The sequence below is a fragment of the Streptomyces sp. DI166 genome, assembly GCF_900091315.1.
Taxonomy (GTDB): Bacteria; Actinomycetota; Actinomycetes; order Streptomycetales; family Streptomycetaceae; genus Streptomyces; species Streptomyces fuscus.
This window is the reverse complement of record NZ_FLSP01000010.1, coordinates 86530-104285: the sequence shown is the minus strand read 5'-3', so window position 1 is coordinate 104285 and position 17756 is coordinate 86530. Positions and strand designations below refer to the sequence as shown.

17 protein-coding genes are annotated in these 17756 nt (G+C 72.2%); 10 read left to right on the top strand and 7 right to left on the bottom strand.

Annotated features, from left to right (window positions below; genetic code table 11):
- The first annotated feature begins 95 nt into the window (after positions 1 to 95).
- Positions 96 to 545 carry an RpiB/LacA/LacB family sugar-phosphate isomerase gene (locus GA0115233_RS07800; protein ID WP_093719367.1) on the top strand — a complete coding sequence of 150 codons (450 nt, stop codon included), beginning with the start codon at positions 96 to 98 and terminating at the stop codon, positions 543 to 545.
- A gap of 41 nt (positions 546 to 586) precedes the next feature.
- On the opposite strand, the gene paaK is transcribed toward GA0115233_RS07800, so the two are convergent.
- The gene (gene paaK, locus GA0115233_RS07795; protein ID WP_093719366.1) at positions 587 to 1900 is read right to left on the bottom strand and encodes a phenylacetate--CoA ligase PaaK; all 1314 of its coding nucleotides are present in this window, start codon (positions 1898 to 1900) and stop codon (positions 587 to 589) included.
- On the bottom strand, positions 1897 to 2322 hold the full coding sequence (gene paaI, locus GA0115233_RS07790) for a hydroxyphenylacetyl-CoA thioesterase PaaI (protein ID WP_093719388.1): 426 nt from the start codon (positions 2320 to 2322) through the stop codon (positions 1897 to 1899). The genes paaK and paaI overlap by 4 nt, the downstream gene beginning before the upstream one ends.
- Before the next feature lie 173 nt (positions 2323 to 2495).
- Between paaI and paaA the strand changes: the two genes are divergently transcribed.
- The 5 genes from paaA to paaE are packed head-to-tail and all read left to right on the top strand — an operon-like array spanning position 2496 to position 6199.
- Positions 2496 to 3473, top strand: a complete 978-nt coding sequence (paaA, locus tag GA0115233_RS07785) for a 1,2-phenylacetyl-CoA epoxidase subunit PaaA (RefSeq protein ID WP_093719365.1) — start codon at positions 2496 to 2498, stop codon at positions 3471 to 3473.
- Positions 3470 to 3757, top strand: a complete 288-nt coding sequence (gene paaB / locus GA0115233_RS07780; protein ID WP_093719364.1) for a 1,2-phenylacetyl-CoA epoxidase subunit PaaB — start codon at positions 3470 to 3472, stop codon at positions 3755 to 3757. Before paaA ends, paaB begins: the two co-directional genes overlap by 4 nt.
- 9 nt (positions 3758 to 3766) lie before the next feature.
- Positions 3767 to 4594: a 1,2-phenylacetyl-CoA epoxidase subunit PaaC gene (paaC, locus tag GA0115233_RS07775; RefSeq protein ID WP_093719363.1), complete on the top strand. Its 828-nt coding sequence runs from the start codon at positions 3767 to 3769 to the stop codon at positions 4592 to 4594.
- Positions 4588 to 5094 (top strand): 1,2-phenylacetyl-CoA epoxidase subunit PaaD, encoded by a 507-nt coding sequence (gene paaD / locus GA0115233_RS07770; protein ID WP_093719362.1) that lies wholly within the window; start codon positions 4588 to 4590, stop codon positions 5092 to 5094. The genes paaC and paaD overlap by 7 nt, the downstream gene beginning before the upstream one ends.
- Before the next feature lie 25 nt (positions 5095 to 5119).
- On the top strand, positions 5120 to 6199 hold the full coding sequence (paaE, locus tag GA0115233_RS07765; RefSeq protein WP_093719361.1) for a 1,2-phenylacetyl-CoA epoxidase subunit PaaE: 1080 nt from the start codon (positions 5120 to 5122) through the stop codon (positions 6197 to 6199).
- A gap of 148 nt (positions 6200 to 6347) precedes the next feature.
- Here paaE and GA0115233_RS07760 read toward each other — a convergent pair whose 3' ends face one another.
- Together GA0115233_RS07760 and GA0115233_RS07755 are read right to left on the bottom strand one after the other, a co-directional pair.
- Entirely contained in the window at positions 6348 to 8513 is a 2166-nt protein-coding gene (locus GA0115233_RS07760; RefSeq protein WP_093719360.1) for a TerD family protein, read from the bottom strand.
- 69 nt (positions 8514 to 8582) lie between these two features.
- Positions 8583 to 8978 (bottom strand): DUF5997 family protein, encoded by a 396-nt coding sequence (locus tag GA0115233_RS07755; RefSeq protein WP_093719359.1) that lies wholly within the window; start codon positions 8976 to 8978, stop codon positions 8583 to 8585.
- Positions 8979 to 9035: 57 nt separating this feature from the next.
- Here GA0115233_RS07755 and GA0115233_RS07750 point away from each other — a divergent pair, with 57 nt between their 5' ends.
- Together GA0115233_RS07750 and GA0115233_RS07745 are read left to right on the top strand one after the other, a co-directional pair.
- Positions 9036 to 9776 (top strand): LysR family substrate-binding domain-containing protein, encoded by a 741-nt coding sequence (locus GA0115233_RS07750; RefSeq protein ID WP_093719358.1) that lies wholly within the window; start codon positions 9036 to 9038, stop codon positions 9774 to 9776.
- An 88-nt stretch (positions 9777 to 9864) separates the two neighbouring features.
- A complete protein-coding gene (locus GA0115233_RS07745) occupies positions 9865 to 10590 on the top strand; it encodes a flavodoxin family protein (protein WP_093719357.1) in 726 nt (241 codons plus the stop codon).
- Positions 10591 to 10593: 3 nt separating this feature from the next.
- Here GA0115233_RS07745 and GA0115233_RS07740 read toward each other — a convergent pair whose 3' ends face one another.
- The 3 genes from GA0115233_RS07740 to GA0115233_RS07730 all read right to left on the bottom strand — a co-directional run bounded on the left by GA0115233_RS07740 (position 10594) and on the right by GA0115233_RS07730 (position 14870).
- Positions 10594 to 13410, bottom strand: coding sequence for a beta-L-arabinofuranosidase domain-containing protein (locus GA0115233_RS07740; protein WP_093719356.1), 2817 nt, complete (start codon positions 13408 to 13410; stop codon positions 10594 to 10596).
- A gap of 270 nt (positions 13411 to 13680) precedes the next feature.
- Complete coding sequence (locus GA0115233_RS07735) at positions 13681 to 14373, bottom strand: HAD family hydrolase (protein WP_176711670.1); 693 nt, start codon at positions 14371 to 14373, stop codon at positions 13681 to 13683.
- 20 nt (positions 14374 to 14393) lie between these two features.
- Positions 14394 to 14870, bottom strand: coding sequence for an Lrp/AsnC family transcriptional regulator (locus GA0115233_RS07730; protein ID WP_093719355.1), 477 nt, complete (start codon positions 14868 to 14870; stop codon positions 14394 to 14396).
- A 207-nt stretch (positions 14871 to 15077) separates the two neighbouring features.
- Between GA0115233_RS07730 and GA0115233_RS07725 the strand changes: the two genes are divergently transcribed.
- Both GA0115233_RS07725 and GA0115233_RS07720 read left to right on the top strand, forming a co-directional pair.
- Complete coding sequence (locus tag GA0115233_RS07725) at positions 15078 to 16574, top strand: FUSC family protein (RefSeq protein ID WP_093719354.1); 1497 nt, start codon at positions 15078 to 15080, stop codon at positions 16572 to 16574.
- A gap of 134 nt (positions 16575 to 16708) precedes the next feature.
- On the top strand, positions 16709 to 17737 hold the full coding sequence (locus GA0115233_RS07720) for a lactonase family protein (protein WP_093719353.1): 1029 nt from the start codon (positions 16709 to 16711) through the stop codon (positions 17735 to 17737).
- Positions 17738 to 17756 lie beyond the last annotated feature (19 nt).

Below are 17756 nucleotides of genomic sequence, written 5' to 3'. Positions count from 1 at the left end.
CGCATCAAGGTGTCGGCCTCAAGACACCGCGCGGACGAACCCTGTGACAGCCTGTGGCGTGGATCACGGAAGAGGCGCTGAGTAGGCTGCGGGGCATGCGGATCTCCGTCTCCTCCGACATGGACGAACCCGTCGCCCGCCTCCTCGTTGAGGAGCTGGAGCGGCGCGGCCACGAGACCGTGCCGCACGGGGCCCTGCGGCCGGGCGCGGACCCCCAGTGGGCGGTCTGCTCCGAGGCCGCCGCCCGTGACGTCGCCGACGGACGTGCCGATCAGGCCGTGGTCTGCTGCTGGACCGGCACCGGCGCCTCCATCGCCGCGAACAAGGTGCCCGGCGTACGCGCCGCCCTGTGCACGGACGCCGGAACGGCGGACGGCGCGCGCCGCTGGAACGACGCCAATGTGCTCGCGCTCAGCCTGCGGCTGACCTCCGGGCCACTGCTGAAGGAGATCCTCGACGCCTGGTTCGCGGCCGAGGCCAGCGAGGACGCCGAGGACCGGGAGAACGTGGCGCACCTCGCCCGGATCGAAGGGCAACCGGGCTGACCTGGGTCGTCGGGCGGCAGCCGGGACTTTGCGGACCCGACCTACGGCTCGCGGAGGTCCTTCACCCGCTTCAGCTTGCCCAGCGAGCGCTCCAGTGTCTCCGGTTCGACGATCTCCACGTCGACGCTGACACCGACGCCGTCCTTCACGCCCTGCGCGATGGCCCGCGCGGCCGCCTCGCGCTGCTCGGGGTTCGCGTCGGGGCGGCTCTCCACACGCACGGTGAGATGGTCCATCCGGCCGCGCCGGGTGAGCTGGATCTGGAAGTGCGGGGCGACGGCGGGCGTGCGCAGCACGATCTCCTCGATCTGAGTGGGGAACACATTCACCCCACGCAGGATGATCATGTCGTCGCAGCGCCCGGTGACCTTCTGCATCCGCCGGAACGCCGGCCGCGCGGTGCCCGGCAGCAGCCGGGTCAGGTCGCGGGTGCGGTAGCGGATGATCGGCAGCGCCTCCTTGGTGAGCGAGGTGAACACGATCTCGCCCTCCTCGCCCTCCGCCATGATCTCGTCGGTGACCGGGTCGACGACCTCGGGGAAGAAGTGGTCCTCCCAGATGTGCAGACCGTCCTTGGTCTCCACGCACTCCTGCGCCACGCCCGGCCCGATCACCTCGGACAGGCCGTAGATGTCCACGGCGTGGATCGCGGTGCGCTCCTCGATCTCGCGGCGCATCTCCTCCGTCCACGGCTCGGCGCCGAAGATGCCGACCCGGAGCGAGGTGTCCCGCGGATCGACCCCCTGCTTCTCGAACTCGTCGAGCAGGGTGAGCATGTAGGACGGCGTGACCATGATGATCTCGGGCCGGAAGTCCTGGATGATCTGCACCTGCCGGGCCGTCATCCCGCCGGAGGCCGGGATCACCGTGCATCCGGCGCGCTCGGCGCCGTAGTGGGCGCCCAGGCCGCCGGTGAACAGGCCGTAGCCGTAGGAGATGTGCACCTTGTGGCCGGGACGGCCGCCGGCCGCGCGGATCGAGCGGGCGACCATGTCCGACCACATCGACAGGTCGTTCTCGGTGTACCCGACGACCGTGGGGCGGCCGGTGGTGCCGCTGGAGGCGTGCACGCGCCGCACCTCGGACATGGGGACCGCGAACATGCCGAAGGGGTAGGTGTCGCGCAGGTCGGCCTTGGTGGTGAAGGGGAACCGGGCGAGGTCCTCCAGCGTGCGGCAGTCCTGCGGGGTCACCCCGGCCGCGTCGAACTTCCTGCGGTACAGCTCCACGTTGTCGTAGGCGTGCCGCAACGTGGCGCGCAGCCGGTCCAGTTGGAGCTCCCTGAGCTGCTCACGGCTCATCCGCTCGCCGTCGTCCAGCAGGTCGTGGGGGAGGGGCTCACCCAGGTTGCTCATTGCGACTCCTTCGGCGCGTCACCGGTTGCGCGGCCGACGCTGCGGCTGCGGCCGCGGAACTCCGCAATGACCTCGTCACCGCGCCGGACGCTCACGTCGTAGATGCCACTGCGGCCGAACCGCGTCCGCTCCTCGGCGCGGGCCACCAGGACGTCGCCCGCGTGGGCCGGGGCGACGAAGGTGATGTCGGCGCCCGCCGCGACCGTTACCGGGCCGTGGCTGTTGCAGGCGCAGGCGAAGGCGGTGTCGGCGAGCAGGAAGACATAGCCGCCGTGGGCGATGCCGTGCCCGTTGACCATGGCCCGGGTCACCGTCATCCGCAGCTCGGCCCGGCCCGGGCCGTGCTCCAGCAGCTCGATCCCCAGGCTCCGCGAGGCCTCGTCCGCGGCGAACATCGCCTCCGCGGGGTGTGCCGTGGTCATCTCCACCACCTCAGTCCCAACCGACCATTCGGTCTGCATTTGGCTCCCGGCCAAACAATCAGCCGCGCAAGGGCCTGTCAAGGGCGGTCCGGGGACCAATGGGGTCTTGCCCGGGGCGCCGAAACGCGTCACACTGGGAGCCGAACGAATGGTCGGTTGGGAAGCTGGTGCAGATGACCACGACACGCCTCGCCGAGGACTCGCCCCCCGAGTCGCCGGAGGAGCTCCAGGCGCACTTCGACGCGACGATCGCGCACGACCAGCGCATCGAGCCGCGCGACTGGATGCCCGAGGGCTACCGCAAGACCCTCGTCCGGCAGATCGCGCAGCACGCCCACTCGGAGATCATCGGGATGCAGCCCGAGGGCGAGTGGATCACCCGCGCGCCGTCGCTGCGCCGCAAGGCGATCCTCTTCGCCAAGGTGCAGGACGAGGCCGGACACGGCCTGTACCTGTACTCGGCTGCCGAGACCCTCGGGGTGGACCGCGCGGAGCTCACCGACCGCCTGATCGAGGGCCGCCAGAAGTACTCCTCGATCTTCAACTACCCCACGCTCAGCTTCGCCGACGTCGGCGTCATCGGCTGGTTCGTGGACGGCGCCGCGATCTGCAACCAGGTCCCCCTGTGCCGCAGCTCCTACGGCCCCTACGCGCGCGCCATGGTCCGCATCTGCAAGGAGGAGTCCTTCCACCAGCGGCAGGGCTACGAACTGCTGATGACGATGATGCGCGGCACCGACGAGCAGCGCGCCATGGTCCAGGACGCGGTGAACCGCTGGTGGTGGCCGTCGCTGATGATGTTCGGCCCGCCCGACGACGCCTCGCCGAACTCCGCGCAGTCCATGGCCTGGAAGATCAAGCGGCACTCCAACGACGAACTGCGCCAGCGCTTCGTCGACATGACCGTCCCGCAGGCCGAGAAGCTCGGCGTGACGCTGCCCGACCCGGAGCTGAAGTGGAACCCCGAGCGGGGCCGGCACGACTTCGGCACCCCGGACTGGGACGAGCTGATGCGGGTCATCAAGGGCAACGGGCCCTGCAACGCCCAGCGGATGGAACGGCGCAGAAGCGCCCACGAGGAAGGCGCCTGGGTGCGCGAGGCGGCCACCGCCCACGCGGCCAAGCGGGCCCGGAAGGAACCGGCGGCATGAGCAAAGAGACCTGGCCCCTGTACGAGGTCTTCGTACGCGGCAAGCGCGGCCTGAACCACGTCCACGTGGGCTCCCTGCACGCCGCCGACGACCAGATGGCCCTCACCCACGCCCGCGACCTGTACACCCGGCGCAACGAGGGCGTGTCGATCTGGGTGGTGCGCTCCGAGCACATCGCCGCCTCCACCCGCGACGAGAAGGACCCCTTCTTCGCCCCCAGCGCCGACAAGGTCTACCGCCACCCGACGTTCTACGACATCCCCGACGATGTCCCGCACATTTAGGAGCCGGGGATGAGTGAGGACCACGTCTACATGACCCTCGCCGAGGGCCACGAGGACGACAGCCGCTGGGCCTACGGCACCGGCTTCGAGGACCCCCTGCACGGCGTCGACACCACCGTGCCCGACACCGTCGACGCCGGGGAACTGGCCGCTCTCTGCGTCGCCCTGGGCGACGACGCGCTGGTCTCGGCCCAGCGCCTCGCCGAGTGGATCACCCGCGCCCCCGAGCTGGAGGAGGAGGTCGCGCTCGCCAACATCGGCCTCGACCTGCTCGGCCAGGCCCGCCTGCTGTACTCCCGCGCGGGCCAGGTCGACGGCACCGGCCGCGACGAGGACGCCTACGCCTACTTCCGCGACGCCGCCGACTTCCGCAACGTACGGCTCGCCGAACTCCCGCGCGGCGACTTCGCGTTCTGCGTCGTCCGGCTGCTGGTCCTCTCCTCCTGGCGGCTCGCCCAGTTCGAGCGGCTGCTCGGCCACCCCGACCCGGTGCTGGCCGCCGTTGCCGCCAAGGGCGCCAAGGAGCTGACGTACCACCGGCAGTACGCCGCCGAGTGGGCCGTCCGCCTCGGCGACGGCACCGAGGAGTCCCACAGCCGGATGCGCAAGGCGCTCGACAAGGTCGCGCCCTACCTCGGCGAACTGTTCACCGCCTGCGACGTACGCGACGAGGTCGTCGCCGTCCTGCGCCAGGTCACCGAGGAGGCCGGGCTGCCCATGCCCGCCTACCGCCCGTCCTCCGGCTCCGGCCGGGCCGGCGAGCACACCGAGCATCTCGCCCCGCTCCTCGCGGAGCTGCAGGGCGTCGCCCGCGCCACCCCGGGGGCGACATGGTGACCCTCCAGCTCGGCACACGGCACGCCCGGGAGATCGCCGAGCGGGTGCCGGACCCCGAGCTGCCCATGCTCACCCTCGCCGACCTGGGCGTCCTGCGGGACGTCCGGCTCACCGAGGACGGCACGGTCGTCGCCGAGCTGACCCCCACCTACTCGGGCTGCCCCGCCATGGCCGAGATGCGCGCCGACGTCGCCGCCCGGCTGCGGGAGGCCGGCTACGAGCGCGTGGAGATCCGCACCGTCCTGAACCCGCCGTGGACCAGCGACTGGATCACCCCCGAGGGCCGCCGCAAGCTCGCCGAGCACGGCATCGCCCCGCCCGACGCCGCCCCGCGCGGCCCCGTGCCGCTCACCCTGTCGCCGACCCGGCGCGAGGTGCCCTGCCCGCGGTGCGGCTCGGCGGACACCGAGGAGACCTCCCGGTTCGCCGCCACCTCCTGCAAGGCGCTCTGGCGCTGCCGCGCCTGCCGCGAGCCGTTCGAGTACGTCAAGGAGATCTGATGGCCCCGACCGCCCCGCCGAGGCCGTGAAGCCGCGCCCGCGCCGCCGCCCGGTCTTCCACGCGCTGCGGGTCGCCGAGGTGCGCCCGCTGTGCGAGGACGCCGCCGCCGTCGGCTTCGAGATCCCGCCCGAGCTGGCCGAGGAGTTCGCCTTCGAGCCGGGTCAGTCACTGACCCTGCGGCGCGAGATCGACGGCCGCGACGAGCGCCGCTCGTACTCCATCTGCACGCCGGTCGGCTCGGCCCCGCGCATCGGCGTCCGGGTGGTGCCCGGCGGTGTGTTCTCCTCCTGGCTGGTCAACGAGGTGCGCCCCGGCGACACCGTCGAGGTCATGGCCCCCACCGGCAACTTCACCCCGGACGTGACCGTCCCCGGCCACCACGTGCTGATCGCCGCGGGCTCCGGCATCACCCCGATGATCTCCATCGCCGAGTCGGTGCTGGCCGCCGACTCCCGCTCCCGGGTCACCCTCTTCTACGGCAACCGCCGCTCCGGCACGGTGATGTTCGCCGACGAACTGGCCGACCTCAAGGACCTCTACCCGAGCCGCTTCCAGCTCGCCCACGTCCTGTCCCGCGAGCCCCGGGAGGCCGAGGTGCTCTCCGGCCGGCTCGACGCCGAACGGCTCTCCACCCTCATCGACGGCCTGGTCGACGTGAGCACCGCCGACCACTGGTGGCTGTGCGGCCCGCACGGCATGGTCCGCGACGCCCAGCGCGTCCTCGAAGGGCTCGGCGTGCCCACCGACCGCGTCCACCAGGAGCTGTTCTACGCCGACGACGAGCCCGTGCGCGAGGTGCACCACACCGAGGCCGGACCCACCGGCCCCGTCAGCCAGGTGACCGTCGTCCTCGACGGCCGCACCACCACCTCCGCCCTGCCGAGGGAAAGCAGCATCCTGGACGGCGCCCAACGCAGCCGCCCCGACCTGCCGTTCGCCTGCAAGGGCGGCGTCTGCGGCACCTGCCGCGCCCTGGTCACCGACGGCAAGGCCGACATGCGCCGCAACTTCGCCCTCGAAGAGGCCGAGGTGGAGGCGGGCTATGTGCTCACCTGCCAGTCGTACCCGGTCTCCGAGACGCTGACGGTGGACTTCGACAGCTGAAAAGCAAGAACCCCGGCTGTCCGTACGGCGGACGGCCGGGGTTCTCCACGTCGAGGGCGAGGAGAGCGAGAGGACTAGCTCAGGAATCCGCTGCTGCGGAGGATAGAAGGAAGCCCCCTCATGGCCTCGCCGCGCCTTACGCTACCAGTCACTCCGGGATCAGGTCGCGCAGATTTTCCACGGTCACGATCCGGGACTGAGGGTGCAGCCCCTCGGGCCGCTGGAGCCCGATCCAGGTGACCGGACGGTCCGGGAACTCCCCGCCGTCCCACACCGTCACGGCGTCCGCCGCCATCAGCTCCACCAGGTAGCGCACCGTCAACTGCTCCCGCTCGACGATGCCCCGCAGCAGGGTCGCCACCGACACCCGGTTCCCCTCGACCCGGTTGGCCGACGGCGAGCCGTGCAGATACAGGTGCAGCCACTTCGCCCGCCACCGCCCGTCCGCCCCGCGCAGAAAGGCCAGCGGCAGCGCCACCCGCCCGGGCCCGCGCAGCTCCGACTTCATCCGCACGGTCCGCGGCTCGAACGGCCGCCCCTTCTGCTCACCCTCACGCAGCATGAACCCGAAGAACGACTCCTCCACCTCCTCGAAGCCCTCACCGGAGTAGATGTTGACCTGCGGCACGACGAACGCGCCGCGCACCGCCCCCAGCCGCAGGTTGATGAACTCCGAGGCCCCATAGGGCGCTTCGGTGATGTCACCGGAGTGCTCGCCCTCCACCTCCGTGAGGTTGGTGTACGACAGCCAGCCCACTGTCGCGTACTTCTCGTCCAGCATCAGGGCCGACAGATCGTAGTCCGTGGAGCGCCGACGCTCCTTCCAGTACACGAAGAACCGCAGCAGCTCGCCCTCGACCGGCGAGAGGGAACCACGCGGCAGCACACCGAGCCCGGCCGCCGTGGCCCGCCCGCTGAGCGGCAGCGCCACATCCAGCACGTCCGGGTCGACGTAGAGCTCCCCGGGCTCCGGCAGCCGTCGGCGGATCTCGGCGTCCAGCGCCTCGACCAGGCGTCGGCGTTCGGGCTCCGGCAGCGGCGTCCGCAGCGGGTCCGTCACCCAGGCCCGGCCACGCCAGTTGACGAACACCCGGCGCGCACGTGTCGCCCCGGCCCGGTTGTGCAGGTGCTCCCGCACCGACAGCAGTACGCGCCCCGCGACCTCGGGTGCGACCGCCTCGGCGGCGGCCACGACGGCGTCCCGCTCCTCCTGCGTCCCGCAGCTGCGCAGCAGCCGGTCCAGGGACCGGAACAGCCGACCGGGCGCGTGCTTCAGCAGCTCGGCGGCCTCGGCAACCTCGCCCGCGTCGAGCAGTGCCTCCACCCGGCCGGTGAACGACGGGGCCTGGCGCTCGCCGCGCGCCACCGCGAACACCTCGGCCGCGTGCGGCCACCGCGGGTACTCGTGCGGGTGCAGCCGCTCCCCGAGCCGCTTGAACTCCTCCCGGTGCACCAGGACATCGGCCAGCTTGCCCGGCGCGTCGGCGACCACGGAGTCCAGCCCCGCGAGCAGCGCCCGGCGCACCGGACGGGACAGCGAGCGGAACCTGGTGGGCTCCTGGAGCGTGACATCGCCGTCGGACAGGGCGCAGGCCAGCCGCAGCACGTCCGTGACCGTGTCCAGCAGCGGCGCGGCGCCCGCCGCCAGCCGGGCCCGGTTGACCACCGCCCGGTTCTCCCTCACCGGGATCGCCTCGGGCTGTGGTCCGTCGGCGCACACCTCGGCCAGTACCGCGAGATCGGCGAGATGCTCGTCGCCCAGCGGCGTGACCGACCCGGCGAGCGCCAGGTACAGCGCGCGGACCTCCTCGTCGAGCGGTCCGCCCAGGTGCAGCACGGTGACCCGGTCACCGACGGCAGCGATCAACTCGTCGTGCGCGGCGAGCAGTTCCTCGTACGAGTGCTGGTAGCGACCGTAGGCGGGCAGCGTCAGCAGGTTCAGGGCGCCCGCGCTCAACTGGGCGAGGACGCCCGGCCGTACCTTCTCGTCGGCGAGGGCCTTGAGGACGCAGTCCCGCCAGAAGTCCACGGTGTCCGGCACGTTGGCCGGGAAGTCGATGAAGTACGCGTTGTGCCGGACGTGGTCACCGACCAGCTCGCGGACGACCGGCAGGGTGCGCACGGCGGTGTCCACGACCGTCTCTTCGGACAACTCCGAGAGCCGGGCGAGCAGTTCGGCCGAGAGCTTGAACCCCACCTGCATCAGGGCGGCGTCGAACTGCCGCGCGGCCGCGGCACCCTGTCCCGAGGGACCGGTGGGTGCGGGCAGGCGGAGTGTGTGGCGGACGACCAGCGGTTCCAGGCGGTACGACATGCCTGGGATGATCCCAGGCTCGTACACCTGTCCGCATTCGGGTTTTGTGGGGCCGCCTGGCGTGTGAGGTCAGTCGTCCTCGCGCGCCGCGCGCTCGGCCTGCTTCGCCTTGACGCGCGCGGCCTCCTTGCGGACCTCGGCCTGGGTGGCGCGCTCCTTCTGCAGCCACTCGGGCTGCTCCCGCTTCAGCTCCTCGATCTGCTCCGTGGTGAGCGGCTCGGTGATCCCGCCGCGGGCCAGGCCCGAGATGGACACGCCGAGCTTCGCGGCGACCACCGGGCGCGGGTGCGGACCATTGCGGCGCAGCTCGCGCAGCCACTCCGGCGGCTCGGCCTGAAGCGCGTTCAGCTCGGCGCGCGAGACGACACCCTCACGGAACTCTGCGGGGGTGGCGTCGAGGTACACACCCAGCTTCTTGGCCGCCGTCGCGGGCTTCATCGTCTGGGTGCTCTGGTGCTGCGTCATGCCTCCAGGGTATCCACCGGTGACACCCGCGCCGACCACGGCCGGTAACCTGGCCAGGTGACAGGCTCGGCAGCACCCCAGACCTTCCGGCTCGCCTACGTGCCCGGAGCCACCCCGGCGAAGTGGGTGCGGATCTGGCAGGAGCGCTACCCGGAGACCCCCCTCGACCTGATCCCGGTCAGCGTGGCGGAGGCCCCGCAGGTGCTGCGGGAGGGCCGCGCGGACGCCGGTCTCGTCCGGCTGCCGGTGGACCGCACGTACTTCAGCGCGATCCCTCTCTACACCGAGACCACCGTGGTCGTGGTGCCCAAGGACCACGCCGTCGCGGCCGTCGACGAGGTCACCGCGGAGGATCTGGCCGACGAGGTCGTCTTCCACCCCTTGGACGACGTCCTCGGCTGGGAGCGACCGCCGGGGGAGCCGGGCTTCGAACGGCCCGCCACCACCGAGGACGCGATCGAGCTGGTCGCCGCCAATGTGGGCCTGCTGATCGTGCCCCAGTCCCTGGCCCGCCTCCACCACCGCAAGGACCTCACCTACCGCACCCTGGTCGACGCCCCCCAGTCCGGCGTCGCCCTGTGCTGGCCGGAGGAGGCCACGACCGACCTCGTCGACGACTTCATCGGCGTGGTCCGCGGCCGCACGGTCAACAGCACCCGGGGCCGCGCCAAGCCCGAGGACCAGCCGAAGGCCAAGGCGAAGGCGAAGACCAAGCCCCAGGAACAGCCCCGCCGCAAGCCCGCACCGGGCAAGAAGGCCGCCCCCGGCCGCCGGGGCAAGCCCCGCCGCCGCTCGTAGACCACCCCGAGCGGGTGAGCGGGCGCGACAGGACCGCTGTCGGGCGGAGAGGCTGTGTCGGAACCACCTCCGTGCGAAGGAGCCCGTGATGACCGCAGCCGCCGCCGACGCCTACCGCTTCGACGATCTGCGTGCCCTGTACATCAACTGCACGCTCAAGCCCTCGCCGCAGCTCAGCCACACCCAGGGCCTGATCGACAGGAGCCGGGCGATCATGGACTCGCGCGGAGTCGGCACCGAGGTGGTCCGGGCCATGGACCACGACATCGCGCCCGGCGTCTACCCCGACATGACCGAGCACGGTTTCACCAGCGACGCCTGGCCGCGGATCCAGGAGCAGGTGATGGCGGCCGACATCCTGGTCATCGCCGGACCCATCTGGCTCGGCGACAACAGCTCGGTCACCAAGAAGGTCATCGAGCGCCTGTACGGCGCCTCGGGGCTGCTCAACGAGGCAGGCCAGTACGCCTATTACGGCCGTGTCGGCGGCTGTCTGATCACCGGCAACGAGGACGGCGTGAAGCACTGCGCGATGAACATCCTCTACAGCCTCCAGCACCTCGGCTACACCATCCCGCCCCAGGCCGACGCGGGCTGGATCGGCCCCGCCGGACCGGGTCCGTCGTACCTCGACCCCGGCTCGGGCGGCCCCGAGAACGACTTCACCAACCGCAACACCACCTTCATGACCTGGAACCTGATGCACATGGCGGCCCTGCTCAAGCGCAACGGAGGGATCCCCGCCCACGGCAACCAGCGCTCGGAGTGGGACGCGGGCTGCCGACTGGACGCACCCAATCCCGACTACCGCTGAGGCTCAGGGCGCGTACCCGGCCCGCCGCGCCGTCGCCACCACGGTCCGCCCGTCGCCCGCACCGAGCAGCCCCGCCGCCACCCAGGCGTCCACGGTCGCCCGCACCCGCGCCACCAGCGCCCCCTTGCTGCCGAAGGGAGCCCCTGCCCAGACCTCGTCCAGCAGCGTCGTGCCGTCGAAGCGGGCAGGGTTGGCGACACCCGAGTCCACACCCCCGAACACCACCCGGGGCTCCACGCGCCGGAAGTAGGCGTGGGTGGGGTCCTCCGTCCCCTCGTGGAAGGGGGCGAACTCCGTGCCGTCCAGGGTGAAATGGAGCGGCTCACCGGACACCGGGGTCAGGGAGGGCAGCAGATCGCCGGAGAGTCCGGCGTTGCGGTACAGGCCCAACCGCAGGTACTCCGTCGAGGAGTTGCGGCCGACCAGGTTCACCGGGCCGAGGAACAGCGTCTGGAGCGAGGGGTCGTCCAGCGCCTTCTCCACGCGGAGCCGGAAGGGCATGGCGATCCGTACGGTGTCCCCGCCGCGCCAGGTGCGCGACACCCCGAAGTAGCTGCCGGTCACCGGAGTCCCGCTCACCGCACGCCCGTTGACCGTCACCCGGAACCCCGCCGTGGCCCACGCCGGCACCCGCAGCCGCAGCTCGAAGGAGGCGCTGCCGCCCGCGACGGTCAGCGTGGTCCCCTGCTCGTGCGGGAAGGCCGTGATCTGAGTGACCGTCACCCCTTGCTCCGCCCAAGTCAGTTCGGACGGACTGTAGAGATTGACGTAGAGAGCGCTGCCGTCCGCCGCCGCGAAGTACACCGAGTCCTGGTACTTCGTGGCGCTCTCCATGCCGGTGCCCTCGCAGCAGGTGGTGCCCTGCTTGGGGGTGTAGTCCCGGACATGGCCGGGGGTGAGCCCGATGAAGTAGGTGACGAGCGGTTTCTCCGCGTCGGGCCTGTCCTGCTTGGAGCCGAGCACCTGGTTGAACAGCGCTCGCTCGTAGTGGTCCATGTACTCGGGCCGCTGGTCGTGGAAGAACAGGGTCCGGCTCAGCTTCAGCATGTTGTACGCGCAGCACGTCTCGGCCGTGGTGGCGCTGATCGTCCCCGCGATGACGTCACGTGCCTTCCAGAACTCGCCGGTGCTGGTGCCGCCGATGCCGTACATGCGGTGCGGGACGACCATGCCCCAGAAGTTGCGGGCGGCGTCGAGATAGCGCTCCTCGCCGGTCGTGTCGTACAGCCTGAGGCAGCCGGTGAAGATCGGGATGTGCTGGTTGGCGTGGAGGCCGTCGAGGACGTCGGTGCCGGCGGCGCAGGAGTCGATGAGCCGGTCGAGGTCGAACAGCCGGGCCAGCGCGAGGTGTTCGGGCTTGCCGGTGAGGGCGTGCAGATCGCAGATCGCCTCGACGATGCCCCCGAACTCACCGCTGGAGAACAGGCCCCACATGCGTTGCAGGGTGGACGCGGGCAGCCTGGACAGCCGTGAGTACATCCAGTCGCCCATCCCCGACGCGAGGTCGAGCGCGCGGTTGTCGCCGGTGGCGAGGTGGGCGTCCAGCAGCCCTCCGAGGATCTTGTGCGCGGTGTAGTACGGCGCCCACACCTTCGTGTAGTCGCTGGTGGTCCGGGACTCCAGATCGATGAACTGCGTCTCCGGGTAGGCCGCGAGGAACCCCGGATGGCTCGGCCCGCCCCAGGTACGGCGCAGGGCGGCGGTACGGCCGTGGCCGGAGCCGTCCGTGAGGGTCCCGCCGGAGGTCTCGTCGAAGGCGTACGACGCCAGGTCACCACGCCCGGCCGGAGTGTCGGCGGCGCGGCTGTCCTGGAGGGCGGCGATCTCGGCGCCGTCCAGGGCCCGCGACCAGGCGTTGAACTCGTCGAAGGCGCCCGCGAAGACGGGGTCGGCCGGGTAGTTGGAGCGGCCCAGCCAGTTGTTCACCGGGGTGCCGAGCGCGGCCGGGGTGAGGGTCATCGCGGTGTTGCGGGCGACCTCGGTGCCGTTGACGTAGAGGACGCCGGTGCCGTCGGCGAGGGTGACGGCGAGGTGGCTCCACCGGTTCAGCGGGAGCGCGGCGGTGCCGTCGAGGCCCTGCTCGGCGCCCGGACCGCCGGTCGTGACGGCGAAACGCGGGACGCCGTCGGCGTTGCGGGCGGCCAGGTACAGGTAGCGCGTGGTGTTGTCGCCGAAGTCGAGCACCCGGGCCCAGGCGCCGTCGTGGGCGGGTCTCACCCAGACGGACAGGGTGATGGCCCGGGCGCCGCCGAGGGTGCCGGAGGGCAGGTCGATGTACTGGTACGAGCCGCGGATCTGCTCGACGGCCGTGCCGAACCTCCCGTCCGTCACGGTGACCGCCGGGTCCTCGCGGAGTGCCGCGCGGACCTCGGTGAGCGCGCCGACCATCGTGCGCAGCCGGTCGGCGAAGACCTGCTCGCCGGTGCCGGCCCAGGCCTGGGCGAGCATCGTCATGAAGTGACCGGTGTAGTGGCCGCGCAGGTTGCCGTTGGCTTCCCCGTCCAGGCCCTCCCAGCCGCCCGGAGCCACCGCGTCTCCCGTGGGGAGACCGGCGTTGGCGCGGAAGACCTGGAGCAGCCGGTCCACGTCGTAGCCGCGGGCGTGGTCCAGCATCAGCTCGCGTTTGTCGGCGAAGAGGCCCGCGCGGAGGGCGACTTGGTCGAGCGGGAAGGGCCGAACCGTCCAGGCGTCCGGTGCGGGGAGCGCTGCGGGGACGGTGGGCGCCGGAGAGGCGGATGTGGGGGAGAGGGAGACCGCGGGGACGGCCGAGGCGAGCGCCGCGGCCCGGAGAAGGGATCGTCTGGAGAGGGGCGGTGCCATGGGGGTGCTCCTCTGCGCCGGTCGATATATCGAACGGTGTACGGATGGTCGACCAGACGATAGAAACGGGGCGGCTGAGGGTCAACGGCTCGGGAGGGACCAGTTCCGGCCACCCGCGAGGGGCCGGGGCGGACCTTCCGGGTCAGCCGCCCGTAGGTGTCAGGTGCGCGCCTTCCCGGTCAGCCGCCCGTAGGTGTCAGGTGCGCGCCTTCCCGGTCGGCCGCTCGTCCGTGTCAGCGGCGCGCCATCCCGGTCAGTCGATCGTCCGTGTCAGGCGCGCGCCTCCCCGGCCAGCCACTCGTACGCCGCCCGTGCCGTGAACTCCTCCTGCCCGCCGCGCAGCAGCAGCCCCGCCGTCGCGAACTCGGGGGCGTCGGCGTGCGCGGCGACATACGGGACGGCGATGCAGCGCATACCGGCCGCGTGCGCGGCGGCCGCACCCGGGGCGGCGTCCTCCAGCACCACGCAGTCGGCGGGCTCGGCGCCCAGACGGCGCGCCGCCTCCAGGAAGACGTCCGGGGCGGGCTTGCCGTGCTCGACCTCCTCGGCGGAGACCGCGATGCCGAAGTGGCCGCGCAGTCCGGTACCGGTCAGCACCGCCTCGATCGCCTCCCGCGAGGAACCCGACGCCACGGCCATCGGCACACCCTCGGCGGCCAGCAGCTCGACGAACTTGCGCATCTCCGGGTACGCACGCGTGGAGGCGCGGGCGAGTTCGAGATACCGGCGGTTCTTCGCGGCGAGCAACTCCTCGACGGAGGCATTGAGCCCGTAGCGGGCCTTCCAGCCGGTGACCGTCTCCAGGGTGCTGATGCCGACGTAGGCCTCGTGCTCGGCCCAGGTGAAGTCCGGCACGCCGTGCTCGGCGAGGGTCAGCCGGCCCGCCTCGTAGTAGTTCGGCTCGCTGTCCACGAGTGTTCCGTCGAGATCGAAGATGACCGAGATGCCGCCGAGCTTGCCCATGGGGTCCAGCATGCCAAGCGTCACTTGCGCGCCGTACGCCCCATCGACTCCACCAGCGGCAGCAGCCGGTGCGGGACCCGCTCGCGCAGCGCCACCTCGGTCCGGGTGCGCACCACGCCGGGCAGGCTGATCAGCTTCTGGATCACGTCCTCCAGGTGTGCGTTGTCCCGCGCCACCACCCGGGTCAGCAGATCCCCGCCGCCCGTGATCGAGAACGCCTCCACGATCTCCGGTACGGCGGCCAGCGCGTCGCCCACGTCGTCGAGGTGGCCCTGGGTCACCTCGATGTGCACGAACGCCAGCACCGGATGGCCGAGCGCGGCGGGGGAGAGGGTGGGCCCGGTACCGGTGATCACCCCGTCCCGCTCCAGCCGGTCCAGGCGCGCCTGGAGGGTGCCGCGGGCCACCCCGAGGATGCGGGCGTACTCGCGCACGCTGGTGCGCGGCTGCTCCAGCAGGAGCCGCAGGATCCGGGTGTCCAGCTCGTCCACGGCCATGGGGCCGGTCCTCCTCGTGCCTTGTCGTGCCTGGACCGTTGGCGCGCCGGTGGGCGGCCGGGGTCCGATTTGTCCATGCCAATGGCCCAGCATATTGGAGGCCACTTGAGCCAGCAGATGACTGGATGCTGCAATGAACCCGTCGATGGCGCTGCGGACCTCCGCGGCGCCTTTTTCATGCCATTTCTGATCAGGGGGCGGTAGGCAGTGCTGAAGAGGGTGTTCGTGGCGCCGGACCCGGGCCGCGTGCGGCTGCGCTTCGCCGTGCGCGCCGTGCTCGGCATCGGTCTCGCCGTCGTGGGCTGCGGACTCGCCGGCCACTCGCTCGTGGGCGCCGTCACCGGCGGCCTCGCCGCGCTGCTCGCCCTGTTCACCGTCACCGACTCCACCGTGCGCGGACAGGCGGTCACGACCGCGCTGCTGCCCGTCGTGGGGCTGCCCGTGCTCGCCGTCGCCGCCGAACTGCACGACCGGCCGCTCGCCCGCGACCTCGCCTTCCTCGCCGTCGTCGGCGCCGGGGTGTACGCCCGCAGGTGGGGCCCGCGCGGGCACAGCCTCGGCGTGTTCGCCTTCATGACGTACTTCGTGGCGCAGTTCCTCCAGGCGACCCCGCGCCACCTCCCCGAGCTGTACGCGGCCCTCCTGCTGTCCCTGCTCGTCGCCGCCGGGGTCCGCTTCGGCCTGTGGTGCTACGAGCGCCGCCTGCCCCCGGCACCGGTACCGGCCGCACCCGGTGGCACCGGACTGTCCCGCGTGACCGCCCGCCAGGCCGTGCAGGCCACCGCCGGCGCGGGCTTCGCCCTCGTGGTGGGCCAGCTGGTCTCCGGAGAGCGCTGGTACTGGGCCGTCGGCGCCACGTGGTGGGTCTTCGTGAACACCACCTCGCGCGGCGAGACGCTGGTCCGCGGCTTCCGCCGGGTCCTCGGCACGGTGATCGGCATCGGACTGGGCCTGCTCGTGGCGGTCCCCGTGGCGGGCGCGCCGGTGCCCTCCGCCGTCGTCCTCGCGATCTGCGTCTTCGGCATCTTCTACACGGCGGCGGTCTCGTACACCTGGATGATGCTCTGGGTCACCCTCCTCGCCGAACTCCTCTACGGCCTGCTGGGCGTCCTCGAACCCGCCCTGCTGGCACTCCGGCTCGCGGAGACCGCGGTGGGCGCGCTGGGCGCCGTCCTGGCGGTCCTGTTCGTACTGCCCGTGACGACCCACGCCACGACGGACGCCTGGATCCAGCGTGCCCTGCGCTGCGTTCACGCGGCGACGGCGGAGGCGGCGGCCCGCCTGGCGGGCTCTCCGACGGCGGACCCGGCCCCGCGGGTGGCGGAACTGGAGCAGCTCCTGGCGCGGGTCCGCCTCTCGGTCGCCCCCCTGGTCCACCCCCTGAACCCGATGCTGAGCCGCAAGAACCGCGCCCGCCGCGTCCTCGCCCTCCTGGACGACTGCGCCCGGGAGATCCGCGGCCTGGTGGCGGTGGCCGCCGACCCGGAGGCCTCCCACGACGCCCGCCTCGCGGCGGCGTGCTGGCGCGTGGAGGCGGCGGTGGAGGCCCTGACGGGCAACACCCCCGACGAACCGGCGGCGCCCGCGACGCACACCACGGCGGCCGGACCGGCCCTGGCCCACCTGCACGGCCTGGAACGGGCCCTGGCCGAACTGGCCGCACCGCTGCGCACACCGTCGGGATCACCCCTGGTCGGCGCCTGAGCCCACGCCCGCCGCACGGACCACCCCCACCACCCGGGCAGACGCACTCGCCGGTACACGACCCCCACTTGGTCTAGACCGCGCATGATCGACTGCTACCGTCGCATCCGGATGCACCCGACCGAGAGGGGACAGTGGTGGCGGACGAGCGCAGGCGGGCCTTCATCGGGTCGTTCACGGCGGCCGGGGGGCCGGGAATCGTCGCCGCGGCCGTGAACGGCGGGAGTGGGGCCCTGACCGTTCTCTCCGGCGCGGACGACGTGCCCGACCCGGCCTATCTGGCCCTCGCACCCGACGGCCGCACGCTCTACGCGGTCAGCGAGACGACCGACGGCGCGGTCGCCGCGTACCGCGTCACCGGGGACAGACCCGAACTGATCGCGCCGCCCACACCGGTCGGCGGCAGCGGACCCACGCACCTCGCTCTGCACGCCGGGCACGTGCTGACCGCGAACTACGGCTCCGGCAGTGTCAGCGCCGTCCCCGTGCGCTCCGACGGCTCGCTCGCCCCCGCGCCCTCCGGTGTCCTTCCGCACACCGGCTCGGGCCCGTACGCGCCCCGCCAGCAGGCCCCGCACGCCCATCAGGTGCAGACCGACCCCAGTGGGCGCTGGGCCGTCAGCGTGGATCTCGGCACCGACTCCGTCCGGGTCTGCACGCTGACCGACGGGCGCCTCGACGTGCACGGCGAGTACGCCCTGCGCCCCGGCTCGGGCCCCCGCCACCTGGCCTTTCACCCCGACGGCGGCCATGCCTACATCGTCAACGAGCTGACCCCCACCGTCACCGTCTGCCGCTGGGACACCGCCGACGGCTCCCTCAAGCCCCTGTGGGAGACGCCGGTCCTGCCGGGCGCCCCCGCGGGCGACGCCTACCCGTCGGGCATCGCCGTCGCCCCCGACGGCCGCTTCCTGTGGACCGCCACCCGCGGCGAAAACGTCCTGTCCGCGTTCGCCGTCGAGGGCGACACGCTCAGGCTGCTCGCCACCGTCCCCTGCCACGGCCACTGGCCGCGCGCCCTCACCGAGGCCAACGGCTTCCTCTACGTCGCCAACGAGCGCTCCGGAGACGTGGCCTGGTTCGCCGTGGACCCCGCCTCGGGCCTGCCCCGCTACGGCGGCTCCGTCGAGGTGCCCGCGGCGTCCTGCGTGGTCATCGGCTGATCCTCGCTTCAGAAGTGCC